Source organism: Bacillus sp. LJBS06 (assembly GCF_016924995.1).
GTDB classification, from domain to species: domain Bacteria; phylum Bacillota; class Bacilli; order Bacillales; family Bacillaceae; genus Bacillus; species Bacillus stercoris.
This window is the reverse complement of record NZ_CP070483.1, coordinates 3,388,123-3,404,475: the sequence shown is the minus strand read 5'-3', so window position 1 is coordinate 3,404,475 and position 16,353 is coordinate 3,388,123. Positions and strand designations below refer to the sequence as shown.

General features: G+C 44.2%; 15 protein-coding genes and 1 pseudogene. 12 read left to right on the top strand and 4 right to left on the bottom strand.

What is annotated here, in order from left to right; all coding sequences use genetic code 11:
- Positions 1-219: 219 nt before the first annotated feature.
- From cggR to eno, 6 genes are all read left to right on the top strand, one after another.
- Positions 220-1,242, top strand: a complete 1,023-nt coding sequence (cggR, locus tag JQX68_RS17375; RefSeq protein WP_014665418.1) for a gapA transcriptional regulator CggR — start codon at positions 220-222, stop codon at positions 1,240-1,242.
- 46 nt (positions 1,243-1,288) lie between these two features.
- Positions 1,289-2,296, top strand: a complete 1,008-nt coding sequence (gene gap, locus JQX68_RS17370; protein ID WP_003219957.1) for a type I glyceraldehyde-3-phosphate dehydrogenase — start codon at positions 1,289-1,291, stop codon at positions 2,294-2,296.
- A gap of 317 nt (positions 2,297-2,613) precedes the next feature.
- The gene (locus JQX68_RS17365; RefSeq protein WP_040081789.1) at positions 2,614-3,798 is read left to right on the top strand and encodes a phosphoglycerate kinase; all 1,185 of its coding nucleotides are present in this window, start codon (positions 2,614-2,616) and stop codon (positions 3,796-3,798) included.
- A 30-nt stretch (positions 3,799-3,828) separates the two neighbouring features.
- Entirely contained in the window at positions 3,829-4,590 is a 762-nt protein-coding gene (gene tpiA, locus JQX68_RS17360) for a triose-phosphate isomerase (RefSeq protein WP_205440353.1), read from the top strand.
- Entirely contained in the window at positions 4,583-6,118 is a 1,536-nt protein-coding gene (gene gpmI / locus JQX68_RS17355; RefSeq protein WP_040081790.1) for a 2,3-bisphosphoglycerate-independent phosphoglycerate mutase, read from the top strand. Before tpiA ends, gpmI begins: the two co-directional genes overlap by 8 nt.
- Positions 6,119-6,147: 29 nt before the next feature.
- Positions 6,148-7,440 carry a phosphopyruvate hydratase gene (gene eno / locus JQX68_RS17350; protein WP_003151625.1) on the top strand — a complete coding sequence of 431 codons (1,293 nt, stop codon included), beginning with the start codon at positions 6,148-6,150 and terminating at the stop codon, positions 7,438-7,440.
- Between the two features lie 327 nt (positions 7,441-7,767).
- Here the strand turns inward: eno and JQX68_RS17345 are convergent, their stop codons facing one another.
- Positions 7,768-8,232, bottom strand: coding sequence for a GNAT family N-acetyltransferase (locus tag JQX68_RS17345; protein WP_014665413.1), 465 nt, complete (start codon positions 8,230-8,232; stop codon positions 7,768-7,770).
- A gap of 126 nt (positions 8,233-8,358) precedes the next feature.
- On the opposite strand from JQX68_RS17345, the gene JQX68_RS17340 reads away from it, so the two are divergent.
- Positions 8,359-10,167, top strand: coding sequence for a zinc ribbon domain-containing protein (locus JQX68_RS17340; RefSeq protein WP_014665412.1), 1,809 nt, complete (start codon positions 8,359-8,361; stop codon positions 10,165-10,167).
- A 35-nt stretch (positions 10,168-10,202) separates the two neighbouring features.
- On the opposite strand, the gene JQX68_RS17335 is transcribed toward JQX68_RS17340, so the two are convergent.
- Together JQX68_RS17335 and JQX68_RS17330 are read right to left on the bottom strand one after the other, a co-directional pair.
- Complete coding sequence (locus JQX68_RS17335; protein WP_014665411.1) at positions 10,203-10,901, bottom strand: zinc ribbon domain-containing protein; 699 nt, start codon at positions 10,899-10,901, stop codon at positions 10,203-10,205.
- Positions 10,902-11,033: 132 nt separating this feature from the next.
- Positions 11,034-11,309, bottom strand: a pseudogene (locus JQX68_RS17330) (YvbH-like oligomerization domain-containing protein); the annotation flags it as partial.
- A 96-nt stretch (positions 11,310-11,405) separates the two neighbouring features.
- Here JQX68_RS17330 and JQX68_RS17325 point away from each other — a divergent pair.
- Complete coding sequence (locus JQX68_RS17325) at positions 11,406-12,041, top strand: NAAT family transporter (protein WP_080478277.1); 636 nt, start codon at positions 11,406-11,408, stop codon at positions 12,039-12,041.
- Between the two features lie 18 nt (positions 12,042-12,059).
- On the opposite strand, the gene opcR is transcribed toward JQX68_RS17325, so the two are convergent.
- Positions 12,060-12,617 (bottom strand): opuC operon transcriptional regulator OpcR, encoded by a 558-nt coding sequence (gene opcR, locus JQX68_RS17320; RefSeq protein ID WP_014665408.1) that lies wholly within the window; start codon positions 12,615-12,617, stop codon positions 12,060-12,062.
- 263 nt (positions 12,618-12,880) lie between these two features.
- Here opcR and opuCA point away from each other — a divergent pair, with 263 nt between their 5' ends.
- Genes opuCA through opuCD form a run of 4 tightly spaced genes read left to right on the top strand, consistent with a single transcriptional unit; the run spans position 12,881 to position 16,322 of the window.
- Positions 12,881-14,023, top strand: coding sequence for an osmoprotectant ABC transporter ATP-binding protein OpuCA (opuCA, locus tag JQX68_RS17315; RefSeq protein ID WP_003243370.1), 1,143 nt, complete (start codon positions 12,881-12,883; stop codon positions 14,021-14,023).
- 22 nt (positions 14,024-14,045) lie between these two features.
- Entirely contained in the window at positions 14,046-14,699 is a 654-nt protein-coding gene (opuCB, locus tag JQX68_RS17310) for a glycine betaine/carnitine/choline/choline sulfate ABC transporter permease OpuCB (RefSeq protein ID WP_003228349.1), read from the top strand.
- Positions 14,700-14,712: 13 nt separating this feature from the next.
- Positions 14,713-15,630 (top strand): osmoprotectant ABC transporter substrate-binding lipoprotein OpuCC, encoded by a 918-nt coding sequence (gene opuCC, locus JQX68_RS17305; RefSeq protein ID WP_071582318.1) that lies wholly within the window; start codon positions 14,713-14,715, stop codon positions 15,628-15,630.
- A gap of 17 nt (positions 15,631-15,647) precedes the next feature.
- The gene (gene opuCD / locus JQX68_RS17300) at positions 15,648-16,322 is read left to right on the top strand and encodes a glycine betaine/carnitine/choline/choline sulfate ABC transporter permease OpuCD (protein WP_014665405.1); all 675 of its coding nucleotides are present in this window, start codon (positions 15,648-15,650) and stop codon (positions 16,320-16,322) included.
- The last annotated feature ends 31 nt before the right edge of the window (positions 16,323-16,353 follow it).

Sequence of the window (16,353 nt, the reverse complement as noted above, 5' to 3'; positions counted from 1 at the left end):
GATAAAGATATATAGGAAAAAATAGTGCTAGTTAAAACGCCGCGGCATGAAAACTCTGCGAATATTGTCGATGAATTGGCTCTTAACAGTTGAATAAACAATTCCACCCTGTTAAAATAATTAAAGAAAGCAGAAATGATTTTTTTTGGCTATGATGGGACGTTTTTTGTCATAGCGGGACATATAATGTCCAGCAAAAAAGGAAGGAACGTTTGAGTCATGAACCAGTTAATACAAGCTCAAAAAAAATTATTGCCTGATCTTCTGCTCGTTATGCAAAAGAGGTTTGAAATCTTGCAGTATATCAGGCTGACAGAACCCATCGGGCGAAGAAGCCTGTCTGCCAGTCTCGAAATCAGCGAGCGTGTGCTGAGGGGCGAGGTTCAGTTTTTAAAGGAACAGAACCTGGTCGATATTAAGACAAACGGCATGACATTGACAGAAGAGGGCTATGAACTGCTTTCTGTTCTGGAAGATACAATGAAAGATGTTTTAGGTTTGACGCTTTTGGAAAAGACATTAAAAGAACGTTTAAATCTAAAGGATGTCATTATCGTATCCGGAGACAGCGATCACTCTCCATGGGTCAAAAAAGAAATGGGTAGAGCGGCTGTCGCATGTATGAAAAAAAGATTTTCAGGCAAAAATATCGTCGCTGTAACTGGCGGTACGACAATTGAAGCTGTCGCCGAAATGATGACGCCGGATTCTAAAAACCGCGAGCTTTTGTTTGTGCCTGCAAGAGGCGGTTTAGGCGAAGACGTGAAAAACCAGGCGAACACCATATGCGCGCATATGGCGGAGAAGGCTTCAGGCACTTACCGGCTTTTGTTTGTTCCGGGACAGCTGTCACAAGGCGCCTATTCATCTATTATTGAAGAGCCTTCTGTCAAAGAGGTGCTGAACACCATTAAATCAGCGAGTATGCTGGTTCACGGAATCGGCGAAGCTAAAACTATGGCTCAGCGCAGAAACACACCTTTAGAAGACTTAAAGAAAATAGATGATAACGACGCGGTGACAGAAGCGTTTGGCTACTATTTTAATGCGGACGGCGAAGTGGTCCACAAAGTGCATTCTGTCGGAATGCAGCTGGATGACATAGACGCCATTCCCGATATTATTGCGGTAGCGGGCGGATCATCAAAAGCCGAGGCGATCGAGGCTTACTTTAAAAAGCCGCGCAACACGGTTCTCGTCACAGACGAAGGAGCCGCAAAGAAGTTATTAAGGGATGAATAATCCCTCAATATAAATATCTCTCACTTATTTAAAGGAGGAAACAATCATGGCAGTAAAAGTCGGTATTAACGGTTTTGGTCGTATTGGACGTAACGTATTCCGCGCAGCATTAAACAATCCTGAAGTTGAGGTAGTAGCGGTTAACGATTTAACAGATGCTAACATGCTGGCTCACCTTTTACAATATGATTCTGTACACGGAAAATTAGACGCTGAAGTTTCAGTTGACGGTAACAACCTTGTTGTTAACGGCAAAACAATTGAAGTTTCTGCAGAACGCGATCCTGCTAAACTTAGCTGGGGCAAACAAGGCGTTGAAATCGTAGTTGAATCTACTGGTTTCTTCACAAAACGCGCAGACGCTGCGAAACACTTAGAAGCTGGCGCGAAAAAAGTAATCATCTCTGCTCCTGCTAACGAAGAAGATATCACAATCGTTATGGGTGTTAACGAAGATAAATACGATGCGGCTAACCACGATGTTATCTCTAACGCATCTTGCACAACAAACTGCCTTGCGCCGTTTGCAAAAGTACTTAACGATAAATTCGGCATCAAACGCGGTATGATGACAACTGTTCACTCTTACACAAACGATCAGCAAATCCTTGATCTTCCGCACAAAGACTACCGTCGTGCGCGTGCAGCAGCTGAAAACATCATCCCAACATCAACTGGTGCTGCTAAAGCAGTTTCTCTAGTTCTTCCTGAACTAAAAGGCAAACTGAACGGTGGAGCAATGCGTGTTCCAACTCCAAACGTTTCTCTAGTTGACTTGGTTGCTGAACTGAACCAAGAAGTAACAGCTGAAGAAGTAAATGCAGCTCTTAAAGAAGCAGCTGAAGGCGACCTTAAAGGAATCCTTGGCTACAGCGAAGAGCCATTAGTTTCTGGCGACTACAACGGAAACAAAAACTCTTCTACAATTGATGCTCTTTCTACAATGGTTATGGAAGGCAGCATGGTAAAAGTAATCTCTTGGTACGATAACGAAAGCGGCTACTCTAACCGCGTTGTTGACCTTGCAGCTTACATCGCAAAAAAAGGTCTTTAATTTATAGCTGAAAAAGGACCTGACTTGGTTCTTTTGAATAGAAGCGCTATAATGAAAGCGGACAAGGGAAGGGGACGGACTCCCTTTCCCTTTTTCCATGAAGACCGGCTTTCAGAAAACGCTCTGTGAAAGAGAAACGACCGCGTTTTTAGCAGCTTTGCCGGCGCTTTCGCCTAAGGCCGCTGCCCTGGCTTTTAGACGAACTGCCCTGTGCCGAAAAAAGACTGCGATCTGCCCTAGCGGCGTTATCGCTTGACCAGACGGTTTCACGTTTTTCGTGCTGTATGCAAACCATTTTGAAGGAGGATCTCCTAGGCATGAATAAGAAAACTCTCAAAGACATCGACGTAAAAGGCAAAGTTGTATTCTGCCGCGTCGACTTTAACGTTCCAATGAAAGACGGGGAAGTAACAGACGATACACGTATCCGTGCTGCGCTTCCAACAATCAAACACCTTGCAGAACAAGGCGCAAAAGTCCTTCTTGCGAGCCACTTAGGCCGCCCGAAAGGCGAAGTGGTTGAGGAGCTTCGTTTAACTCCTGTCGCTGCACGTCTCGGCGAACTGCTTGGCAAAGAAGTGAAAAAAGCGGATGAAGCTTACGGCGATGCTGTAAAAGCACAAATTTCCGAGATGAAGGACGGAGACGTTCTTGTATTGGAAAACGTACGTTTCTATCCTGGTGAAGAGAAAAATGATCCTGAGCTTGCAAAAGCATTTGCTGAGCTTGCAGATGTATATGTAAATGACGCATTCGGTGCTGCCCACCGTGCTCACGCATCTACAGCTGGAATTGCCGAGCATCTGCCAGCAGTTGCAGGTTTCTTAATGGAAAAAGAGCTTGATGTACTCGGAAAAGCGGTTTCTAACCCTGACCGCCCGTTCACGGCGATCATCGGCGGAGCGAAAGTAAAAGACAAAATCGGTGTTATCGAAAGTCTTCTTGATAAAGTAGACAACCTGATCATCGGCGGAGGTCTTGCTTATACTTTCGTAAAAGCGCTTGGCTATGAAGTCGGTAAATCTCTTCTTGAAGAAGATAAAATCGAGCTTGCGAAATCATTTATGGACCGCGCTAAAGAAAAAGGCGTTAACTTCTACATGCCTGAAGATGTACTCGTTGCAGATGATTTCTCTAACGATGCAAACGTGAAAATTGTGCCGATCTCTGAAATCCCTAGTGATTTAGAAGCAATCGACATTGGTACGAAAACACGCGAAACGTATGCTGACGTCATCAAAAACAGCAAACTTGTCGTGTGGAACGGACCGATGGGCGTATTCGAAATCGACTTGTTCGCTCAAGGAACAAAAGCGGTTGCGGAAGCATTGGCAGAGGCGAAAGATACATACTCTGTCATCGGCGGAGGAGACTCTGCGGCAGCGGTTGAAAAATTCGGCCTTGCTGACAAAATGAGCCACATCTCAACAGGCGGCGGCGCATCCCTTGAGTTTATGGAAGGCAAAGAGCTTCCAGGGGTAGCTGCACTGAACGATAAATAATCTCAAAACTGCTATAAGGAAGTGGAACAGATGAGAAAACCAATTATCGCCGGTAACTGGAAAATGAACAAAACACTCGGCGAAGCTGTCAGCTTCGTTGAAGAAGTGAAATCTTCCATTCCAGCAGCAGACAAAGCTGAAGCTGTTGTTTGCGCGCCAGCACTTTTCTTAGAAAAGCTTGCTTCTGCTGTTAAAGGCACTGACCTAAAAGTCGGCGCTCAAAACATGCACTTCGAAGAAAGCGGCGCGTTCACAGGCGAAATCAGCCCGGTTGCTCTGAAAGACCTTGGCGTTGACTACTGCGTCATCGGCCACTCTGAGCGCCGTGAAATGTTCGCTGAAACTGATGAAACAGTTAACAAAAAAGCACACGCAGCTTTCAAACACGGCATTGTGCCGATCATCTGTGTAGGTGAAACGCTTGAAGAGCGTGAAGCCGGCAAAACAAATGATCTTGTTGCTGACCAAGTGACAAAAGGCCTTGCTGGTCTTTCTGAAGAACAAGTTGCTGCTTCTGTTATTGCGTATGAGCCAATCTGGGCAATCGGAACAGGCAAATCTTCTACAGCGAAAGATGCGAATGACGTGTGTGCGCATATCCGTAAAACCGTCGCTGAAAGCTTCAGCCAAGAAGCTGCAGACAAGCTTCGCATCCAATATGGCGGAAGCGTAAAGCCTGCAAACATTAAAGAATATATGGCAGAGTCCGATATTGACGGTGCTTTGGTCGGCGGCGCGAGCCTTGAGCCACAGTCATTCGTTCAATTATTGGAGGAAGGTCAATATGAGTAAAAAACCAGCTGCACTCATCATTCTTGATGGGTTCGGATTACGTAACGAAACAGTAGGGAACGCTGTCGCTTTAGCGAAAAAACCGAATTTTGACCGCTATTGGAACCAGTATCCTCATCAAACATTGACTGCTTCAGGCGAGGCTGTAGGTCTTCCTGAAGGGCAAATGGGGAACTCCGAAGTAGGTCACTTAAATATCGGTGCGGGACGTATTGTGTACCAAAGCTTAACACGCGTAAATGTTGCCATTCGTGAAGGAGAGTTCGAACGCAATCAAACATTCCTTGACGCGATCAGCAACGCGAAAGAAAACAACAAAGCCTTGCACCTGTTCGGTCTTTTATCCGACGGAGGCGTGCACAGCCATATCAACCATTTATTCGCACTGTTAAAGCTTGCGAAAAAAGAAGGGCTGACAAAGGTTTATATCCATGGCTTCCTTGACGGCCGTGATGTAGGTCCGCAGACAGCGAAAACGTACATCAACCAGTTGAACGATCAAATCAAGGAAATCGGTGTGGGTGAAATCGCCAGTATTTCCGGACGTTACTACTCTATGGACCGCGACAAACGCTGGGACCGTGTAGAAAAAGCGTACCGCGCAATGGCGTACGGCGAAGGCCCATCTTACCGCAGCGCCCTAGATGTTGTTGATGATTCATATGCAAATGGTATCTACGATGAATTCGTGATTCCATCTGTCATCACAAAAGAAAACGGTGAGCCTGTTGCGAAAATCCAAGACGGCGATTCTGTGATTTTCTATAATTTCAGACCGGACCGCGCCATCCAGATTTCCAACACGTTCACAAACAAAGACTTCCGTGAATTCGACCGCGGCGAGAATTATCCAAAGAACCTGTATTTCGTCTGCCTGACTCACTTTAGTGAAACAGTTGACGGCTATGTAGCGTTTAAACCGATAAATCTTGATAACACAGTCGGAGAAGTATTATCTCAGCACGGATTAAAACAGCTTCGAATTGCAGAGACTGAAAAGTATCCGCATGTCACGTTCTTTATGAGCGGCGGCCGTGAAGCTGAATTCCCGGGTGAAGAGCGTATTCTCATCAACTCGCCTAAAGTTGCAACGTATGACTTGAAGCCTGAAATGAGTGCGTATGAAGTGAAAGACGCGCTTGTCAAAGAAATTGAAGCTGACAAGCATGACGCGATCATTCTGAACTTCGCAAACCCTGATATGGTCGGCCACTCCGGAATGGTTGAACCAACAATTAAAGCAATTGAAGCAGTGGACGAATGCTTAGGCGAAGTCGTTGACGCGATTCTCGCTAAAGGCGGACACGCTATCATTACCGCTGATCACGGTAATGCTGACATTCTGATTACAGAATCAGGCGAACCGCACACTGCGCATACAACAAACCCAGTCCCTGTGATTGTAACGAAAGAAGGCGTTACGCTGCGTGAAGGCGGAATCCTAGGAGACCTTGCACCAACGTTATTAGACCTTCTCGGTGTTGAAAAACCGAAAGAAATGACAGGAACATCTTTAATTCAAAAATAATTTGAAAATCAAAAGGAGAGACAAAACTCATGCCATACATTGTTGATGTTTATGCACGCGAAGTATTAGACTCCCGCGGCAACCCAACAGTTGAAGTTGAAGTATATACAGAAACAGGAGCTTTCGGCCGCGCATTAGTGCCAAGCGGAGCTTCTACAGGTGAATACGAAGCGGTTGAGCTTCGTGACGGCGACAAAGACCGTTACCTTGGAAAAGGCGTGTTAACAGCTGTTAACAACGTAAACGAAATCATTGCTCCAGAGCTTCTTGGCTTTGATGTAACTGAACAAAACGCAATCGATCAGCTTTTAATCGAGCTTGACGGCACTGAAAACAAAGGCAAACTTGGTGCGAACGCAATCCTTGGCGTATCTATGGCTTGTGCGCGTGCTGCTGCTGATTTCTTACAGATTCCTCTTTACCAATACCTTGGAGGATTCAACTCAAAAACTCTTCCTGTACCGATGATGAACATCGTAAACGGCGGAGAGCATGCTGATAACAACGTGGATATTCAAGAATTCATGATCATGCCTGTAGGTGCTCCTAACTTCCGTGAAGCACTTCGCATGGGCGCTCAAATCTTCCACAGCCTGAAATCAGTTCTTTCTGCTAAAGGAATGAACACAGCTGTAGGTGATGAAGGCGGATTCGCTCCAAACCTTGGTTCTAACGAAGAAGCGCTTCAAACAATCGTTGAAGCAATCGAAAAAGCCGGCTTCAAACCTGGCGAAGAAGTGAAACTTGCAATGGATGCTGCATCTTCTGAGTTCTACAACAAAGAAGACGGCAAATACCATCTGTCTGGCGAAGGCGTTGTGAAAACATCTGCTGAAATGGTTGACTGGTACGAAGAAATGGTTTCTAAATACCCAATCATCTCTATCGAAGACGGACTTGACGAAAACGACTGGGAAGGCCACAAGCTTCTTACTGAGCGTCTTGGCAAAAAAGTTCAGCTTGTCGGTGATGACCTCTTCGTTACAAACACGAAAAAACTTGCTGAAGGTATTAAAAACGGCGTAGGCAACTCTATCCTGATCAAAGTAAACCAAATCGGTACATTGACTGAAACATTCGATGCAATCGAAATGGCGAAACGCGCAGGCTACACAGCTGTTATCTCTCACCGTTCTGGTGAAACTGAAGACAGCACAATCGCTGACATCGCTGTGGCAACAAACGCAGGACAAATCAAAACAGGTGCTCCGTCTCGTACGGACCGTGTTGCGAAATACAACCAGCTTCTTCGCATCGAAGATCAGTTGGCTGAAACTGCTCAATACCACGGTATCAACTCTTTCTACAACTTAAACAAGTAATAAAAAGACCGCCGAGTTAAGTCTCGGCGGTTTTTTTATGCAAACTTTCCTAGCTCCAGCTTTTATTCTCCTCCTGTCTATTTCCTATATTGATGTACAAACAGATATGTATTTTTTAAAGACTGTCCCGACTTGAATACTTCGGAAGAATTTCCTCACTTTTTCTGATTGTAGAACCTCTTTCAGCAGCTGTTTACACAGGCCTTCTAGTTTTTATGGATGCTGATTATATCTGTCTGTCGGTCTGACTCTCATGCTGGCTTTTTTTTATCATATCAGTGAGACATGGAATGCAGCGGGATACCGGGAAAAAAGCCATCAGCTCTTTTATAAAAGATCCAAATAAAGCCTCACCATATCGCGGCATTGAATCCCGTTTTCAAAAATCTCTTCATCATAGTGTCTGATAAAGAAATCATGGTCGATTGCCTGAAGGCGGAATCCGCATTTTTGATAGAGAGAAAGCTGATGAATGCTTGAATTCCCCGTGCCGATTTCAATTGTGTCCGCCCCCAGATCCTTCGCCTTTTCGATGGCGTCAAGTACAAGCTGTTTGCCAAAGCCCTTCTTCTGAAGAGATTCTTTTACGGCAATATTTACAATTTCAACCGTTTGCGGCCTTGTTTTTAGCAACACATAAACACCTGCAAGCTCATCATCGGCCCAAGCCGTGTAACATTCTCCCCTCTCAAGGTATTCATCTACAATGTCTTTGGACGGATCGGCGAGCAGCAATAGATCATATAATTCGTCATTTGTATCTTCTCTTAATTCGATCCTGAGCTTTTGCATATTCTTACCACCTTTTTTAGTCTGATAGACATTTAATTTTTTCATTCGTTCCCAATTTCATTCTGTTTTATTATAAAATATGAAAAGTAGTAAATGTTATCAATTCAGTAGAATAGGAGGAAAGTCATGTTTTTTTGCAAGAATTGCGGTACCAAGAATAATGAAGGGGCCAAGTTTTGTAAAGAATGCGGCATCCCGATCGGAGGGAGCAGTAAACAGGCCGATCCAGAAACAGCAAGCACTGCCGAAACGAGGCAGGCTCCGCGAAAACCGATTCCTAAGAAAACCATCATTTTATGGAGCAGCATTGCCGCAGCGTGCGTTATATTATTTGCCGCATATAAAACCGGAGCGTACTTTACTTCAAAGGATAGGTTAATTGACAAGTTTGAGCAGGCCGTAAATGATGAGGACAAGGACCAAATCGCGTCTCTTCTCACACCGGTAAATGACAAGCTGAAGCTCACTAAAAACAATGTAAAACCGTTTCTTACATATTTGAAGGACCATCCAGACAAAAAGGATGAACTTTTTGCATCGCTGCGTGATGAAGCAGCCCAGAAGGACATCGTATATGCGGAAAAAGACGGGAAAAGCCTGCTGGTATTCGATCATTACGACTTAATGATAGCACCTGTTTATTTTGAAGTAACTAGCAATTATAAAAATACCGATTTATATGTCAATAAAGAGGAAGCCGGATCTGTAAAGAAAGCCGATCAAGCACAAACCCTTGGTCCGTACATTCCCGGTGAATATACAGTCTCAGCCAAACTGAAAAACGATGTCGTCGATCTTGTGAAAAAAGAAGACATTCAGGCGGTTGGCGATAACAGCTTTCGTGTAGATCTCTCATTGGAAGCAGACGATGTGACATTCAGCTTAGCGGATGACATTAAGAGCGGGAAGGGAGATTTGCTGATTAACGGCAAGTCGATTCATAAAGATCCATTCAAAACTTTTACATATGGCCCTCTTTTGACTGATGGCAGTATGTCGGCGACTGTGAAAACTGACTTTCCATGGGGAAAGCAAATGACTGATGCAATGCCAATTACAGGTAGCGACATGAAGATGAGATTAGTTCCCGATAAAGAAACAAAAGAAAACATCATAGAAACCATTAATAAGGCGACTGAGCAATACACGGCTGCCTTTTCCAATGGGAAAACCGAACAGATGACAAAAGCTGTATCCGATGTTAAAGCTCAAACGAAAAAACAAATTTCAGAGATGAAGAGCAATCATATGTATTATAAGGATAAATATATAGAAACAGATTACGATCTTGATTCATTTGCTATTTCACAAAGTGACAAGGGACAATGGATTGTTTCAGTGAACGGAAATGAACTTCACGAATCAGCTTATTTTGATGATTATACAGAACCTGAGATGAAACAAGAACATACAGCTTATCGTTATTATTTGTCTTATGATAAAAAACAACAAGAATGGAAGCTTGAGAGTGCGGAGACCACTTCTGATTCCATAGGAGACCATATAAAAACTCTTAAAAATGAAAATCCTAAAATATACACCTCCGCTTGGGCGTCATCAAATGAGTCCAAAGTTAATTCCGACACACTTACAAAAGAGCAAGTGACATCATTTATGGTTGATTATCTGACAAATCAATCAAGTGCTGTGAGTTTAAATGAATTTGCAGTGATGGAAGGTAATTTGGAAAAAGGAAGCACATTATATGCTGATCAGCAGAAACTAGTTAAGAAATTGTATAGCGAGGGGACGACTGAAGTATTTATTGATGTAGAGGTCAAAAGCTTTAGTCAAAGCGGCTCGAATATCACAATTAAAACATACGAAGAATTCGAAATCACAAAATCAGGCGGCAGTCCAAAGCTCAGAACATATAATTGGACCTATACCGGTGTAGTGAAGAACGGAAGAATATACTTAACGTCTATTCAATAAAAGAACCCCATCGCCAGCAGGTGATGGGGTTCTTTTTAAAAGAGCATATAACGGAAAATCTCTTTGACATAGTGTTCGATAATAAGCTGAAATGTGACGCAGATGATCAGATAAATCACAATCGTTGAGTAAATGACATCAACCTTCCCTTTATACGAATGCTGGTAACTGCTCAGCATCGCAGGAGGAATGGCGAAGAATGCACCGATTAAACCAACGGCTAATATAGTAAAGCAAATGTCTGTATGTAATAAAAAGAAGAAAAGGGCAAGAATCAAAATAGCCGTAAACGGAATGAGAAACGCTCCGAATCTTGAGAATGAATCTTTAAAAGACACTTGGTTCCCCGCGATTTTCAGGGCGAAAAAAATGCATGCATGCAGGCCAAATAGAAATAAAATAAAATAAATGGTTGGCTCTAAGAAGATTGCTGTAAAGCTTACGCTTCCGGGACCGTCTGAAAAAAGAATATAAAACATCAAAGGGGTCAGCAAACTGAAAAGAACCAGCGTAATCACCGCGCTGATCAACTGCTCTCCGCCTGTTGCTTTACATTCCTGATAAGGGCGTTTCAGGACGGCCAGGACAAATGAACCGAACTGTTTTGCTGCTTGTTTTGCAGCGGCTCCAGTCTGAGATGTCTGCTGTTGGCCTGGTTGACCAGGGAGCGGCGAACCGCATTTCTCACAAAACTTTCCGCCATCAGTTTGATGGCCGCATTGAGGACAATACATAAAATAACTCCTTTACCTGTAATATAGGGAAAATAGACTAATAGTTTTATTATAAAAGAAAAAAGTTGTAAAGTAATCAATATTCATACAAAAAAAGACACGAGCCTTATAGCAGCTGTGTCTTTTTTTATGCTAGTTATTCATATATTTCTCAAATACATCTCCAAAATCCTTGATATGATACTGCGAGCGAACGGATGTCAGCCAAGTGAATCCGAATTCGGTCAGTCTTTATATTGCGTTTCAATTGACGTGCTCAGGGCGGGTATGGGAAGAATCGTCACTGTGGACATCAATGTCGAATTGTTCACCGCCCAGCTTAAACTTAATTTCAACATCCAAATCGACTTTTCCGGCAGTTTCAAGAAAAACGTCAGAGATTTTATATTGCGAATAAGAGTAGCGTTTCTAACAGGCTATAAAGGTTTACCGGGAAATCACCTCCGGGTAAAAGGGGGAAGAATAATTCTATTTTCTGTGCAGACAATACCAACAAGGAGGTATATGATGTTCTCATTCATCGTTCACGTCTTCATTTCTTTATTCGCAGTATCAAATCCGATCGGAAACGTACCGATATTTCTGACGCTGACAGAAGGCTATACATCAGCGGAAAGAAAAGCGATTGCCCGGAAGGCAGCTATTTTATCCTTTTTTATTCTCGCGGCTTTTTTGGTTTTCGGCCATCTTATCTTTAAACTGTTTGATATCAACATTCACGCGCTCCGAGTGGCGGGCGGCATATTCATTTTCGGCATTGCCTATAATCTATTGAATGCGAAAGAATCACACGTGCAATCTCTTCATCATGATGAACATAAGGAAAGCAAGGAAAAAGCCGATATATCCGTCACGCCTTTATCCATTCCGATTATTGCTGGGCCCGGAACGATTGCAACAGTGATGAGCCTTTCCGCCGGTCATAGCGGCATCGGTCATTATGTCGCTGTCATGATTGGCATAGCTGCAGTGATTGCCCTGACCTTTCTCTTTTTCCACTATTCTGCATTCATTAGCAGCAAACTCGGAAAAACCGAGATGAATGTGATTACCAGACTGATGGGATTAATCTTAGCCGTGGTCGCGGTCGGGATGATTGGTGCCGGGCTGAAAGGCATGTTTCCGGTCTTAACCTCATGATGCAAAAAAGCAGCTCCCTTATTTTAGAGAGCTGCTTTCTTTTGTTTTCGGCACATATTGAAAGATTTCCTCACTCTCAAAAAATTCAATCAACCTGCTCAGCCAGTCATAGTAATGAAGCCATTCTTTTAATTCATTCAGCAGCTGATTAACCTTCTCTTCCGCTTCCGGGGTGAGCCCGTCCCTTTGTAAAAGATCAGTCAGCTCCCGGTTTAATTTTTTATAAAGCACTTTGTTTTTGCTCACGACCTTTGTCCAATTGGCCGCGAATAAAGAAATGAAGGTTTGATAATAATCCTGCTCGACGTCATAAAGGTCTTTTCGTACGCCTTTTTCAAACACCTTTTCGGCGATATTGGCATCGATCATTTCACGGACAACCTGGCTCATCCGTGTTTTGCTCATGCCCGTAGCCTCAGAGAGCTCGCTTAAGGTCATCGGTTTTCGATTCATATAAATAATTCCGAGCACACGTCCGACAGTTGAAGGCATTCCAAACGTATGCATATTTTCGGCAATCTTCTCAATGAGATGCTCTTCAGCATGTTCAATGATGTCGAGAGCGGTTTTTTTCACAGCTGATCATCCCTTCAAATGGCAATTGATGGTGTCAATATATCATATTTCTTCCTGATGTTGAAAATAGCTGAATGCAGAGGAAGTGGGAGGTATCCGGCGTAATTGTAAGAACACCCTTTCCGTCTCGGTCATAACAATAAATAATCTATAAATAACATATAATTTCAACACATTGTAAACTTTTTATTTTACAAAGTTCAAATTATAATAAGGATTATACTTTTCAGAAAATTTAATGGAAACCTGCGGAGGTGCACGGATTGCTGAAATTGGAACAAGTGTCAAAAGTATATAAAGGCGGCAAAAAAGCTGTGAACAGCATTGATTTAGATATTGCCAAAGGTGAGTTTATCTGTTTTATCGGCCCGAGCGGCTGCGGAAAAACGACAACGATGAAGATGATCAACAGGCTGATAGAACCATCGTCTGGAAGGATCTTTATCGACGGAGAAAATATTATGGAACAGGACCCTGTTGAGCTGAGGAGAAAAATCGGCTATGTGATTCAGCAGATTGGTTTGTTCCCCCATATGACCATCCAGCAGAACATCTCACTCGTACCAAAGCTGCTGAAATGGCCTGAGGAAAAACGGAAAGAACGGGCGCGAGAGCTGTTAAAGCTTGTGGATATGGGTCCGGAGTATTTAGACCGTTATCCCCATGAGCTCAGCGGCGGACAGCAGCAAAGAATCGGCGTGCTGCGCGCGCTTGCCGCGGAACCCCCTCTCATTTTAATGGATGAACCGTTCGGAGCGCTTGATCCAATTACGCGTGATTCCCTTCAGGAAGAATTCAAAAAACTGCAGAGAACACTAAACAAAACGATTGTGTTTGTTACCCACGATATGGATGAAGCGATTAAGCTTGCTGACAGAATCGTGATTTTAAAAGCGGGAGAAATCGTTCAAGTCGGCACACCTGATGAGATTCTCCGGAACCCGGCAAATGAATTTGTTGAAGAATTTATCGGAAAAGAACGCCTGATTCAGTCAAGACCGGATATTGAGCGGGTAGAGCAAATGATGAACAGAACGCCGGTGACGGTATCTGCGGACAAAACGCTTTCTCAGGCGATTCAGCTGATGAGAGAAAAACGTGTTGACTCGCTGCTAGTTGTGGACCGGCAAAACGTGCTGAAGGGCTATGTTGATGTGGAAATGATTGATCAAAACCGCAAAAAAGCGAGCATCGTTGGCGATGTATACCGCTCAGATATATATACCGTTCAAAAAGGGGCGCTACTTCGCGATACAGTCCGAAAAATTTTGAAGCAGGGGATCAAGTATGTTCCGGTCGTCGATGAACAGAATCATTTAGCAGGGATTGTGACAAGAGCGAGTCTTGTTGATATCGTGTACGATTCCATATGGGGCGACGAGGAAAACCAGCTCATGACGATCTGACCAGGGGAGGAGCTCTTTTAAGATGAATCAAATGATGACTTTTTTGCAAACGAACGGCGGAGAGCTGCTGTATAAAACAGGAGAGCATTTATATATTTCACTCATAGCCGTTGTATTGGGCATTATCGTTGCGGTGCCGCTCGGTGTTGCTCTTACCAGAATGAAAAAAGGCGCAGGTGCGGTTATCGGTTTCGTAAACATTGTGCAAACCCTGCCGAGTCTTGCGATTTTAGCCTTTTTTATTCCGCTTCTCGGCGTAGGAAAGGTGCCGGCGATTGTCGCTTTATTTTTCTATTCGGTGCTGCCGATCCTGCGCAATACGTATACCGGCATTAAAGGTGTAAATAAAAACCTGCTGGAATCGGGAAAAGGGATTGGCATGACCGGCTGGGAGCAGATTCGGCTCGTCGAAATCCCGCTGGCGATTCCCATCATCATGGCGGGTATCCGCACATCAACGATCTACCTAATCGGCTGGGCGACACTTGCGTCGTTTATCGGGGGAGGCGGCCTCGGGGACTATATTTTTATCGGCCTGAACCTATATCAGCCTGAATATATCATTGGCGGTGCCGTGCCTGTCACAATTCTGGCCATTATCATTGATTATGTGCTGGCTGTGACAGAACGAAAGGTGACGCCGAAAGGCTTGCAAGGGATGAAGGAAGTTTCGTAAGGAGTTGGCTCTGTTGAAAACGAAAAAAATCAAATGGCTTGGCGCGTGCGCTCTAGGTTTGGTCATACTGCTAAGCGGCTGTTCTCTGCCGGGACTCGGCGGCGCTTCAGACGACACGATCAAAATCGGGGCGCAAAGCATGACTGAATCAGAAATTGTAGCGAATATGATCGCGCAGCTTATTGAACATGATACAGATTTGAATACCGCTTTAGTGAAAAACCTCGGGTCAAACTATGTGCAGCACCAAGCGATGCTGGGCGGTGACATTGATATTTCTGCCACGCGCTATTCCGGAACTGATTTAACAAGCACCCTCGGCAAGGAAGCGGAGAAAGATCCGAAAAAAGCCCTGAACATTGTGCAGAACGAGTTTCAAAAGCGCTTTTCTTATAAATGGTTTGATTCCTACGGCTTTGATAACACATATGCCTTCACCGTAACAAAAAAGTTTGCGGAGAAGGAGCATATTAACACCGTGTCTGACCTGAAGAAAAATGCCTCCCAATATAAATTAGGCGTCGACAATGCTTGGCTGAAACGAAAAGGCGATGGGTATAAAGGCTTTGTCAGCACATATGGCTTTGAGTTCGGCACAACGTATCCAATGCAGATCGGGCTAGTCTATGACGCAGTCAAAAACGGGAAAATGGACGCCGTTCTGGCTTATTCAACGGATGGACGGATTAAAGCCTATGACTTGAAAATCTTAAAAGATGATAAGCGTTTCTTCCCGCCGTATGACTGTTCACCAGTGATTCCGGAAAAGGTGCTTAAGGCGCATCCCGAGCTTGAGGGTGTGATCAATAAGCTGATTGGGCAAATCGATACGGAAACGATGCAGGAGCTGAACTATGAGGTGGATGGCAAGCTGAAGGAGCCGTCTGTCGTAGCAAAGGAATTTTTAGAGAAACATCATTATTTTGACTAAGGAAAGAGGCGGATCATATGGAAGTACTACAGCAGCTTGGCACTTACTATTCGCAAAACGGCGGTTACGTGCTGCAGGAGTTTTACCGCCATTTTCTGATGTCGGTGTACGGCGTTTTATTTGCTGCCATTGTTGGAATTCCGCTCGGCATCCTGGTAGCCAGATACAGAAAATTAAGCGGATGGGTTTTTGCGGTCACGAACGTCATTCAGACGATCCCGGCTCTCGCCATGCTCGCCGTGCTGATGCTTGTCATGGGGCTGGGCGCTAATACGGTGATATTGTCATTATTTCTGTATTCTCTTCTGCCGATTATCAGAAATACGTATACAGGGATTATCAGCATTGAACATGCTTATCTTGAATCCGGAAAAGCAATGGGGATGACAAAATTTCAAGTGCTGCGGATGGTCGAGCTTCCGCTTGCGCTTTCGGTCATAATGGCCGGCCTGCGCACTGCGCTTGTCATTGCCATCGGCATTACGGCCATCGGGACATTTGTCGGTGCAGGCGGTCTCGGGGACATCATCGTCAGGGGATCAAACGCCACAAACGGAACCGCGATTATATTAGCGGGCGCAATCCCCACAGCTTTGATGGCGGTGATTGCCGATTTGGTCATGGGCTGGCTTGAACGAGCGTTAAGCCCGATTAAAAAGAAAAAGAAGAAAAACCTGGCCAGTGCTGCATAAGAAAAAACGCCTTGTAATAACAGGGCGTTTT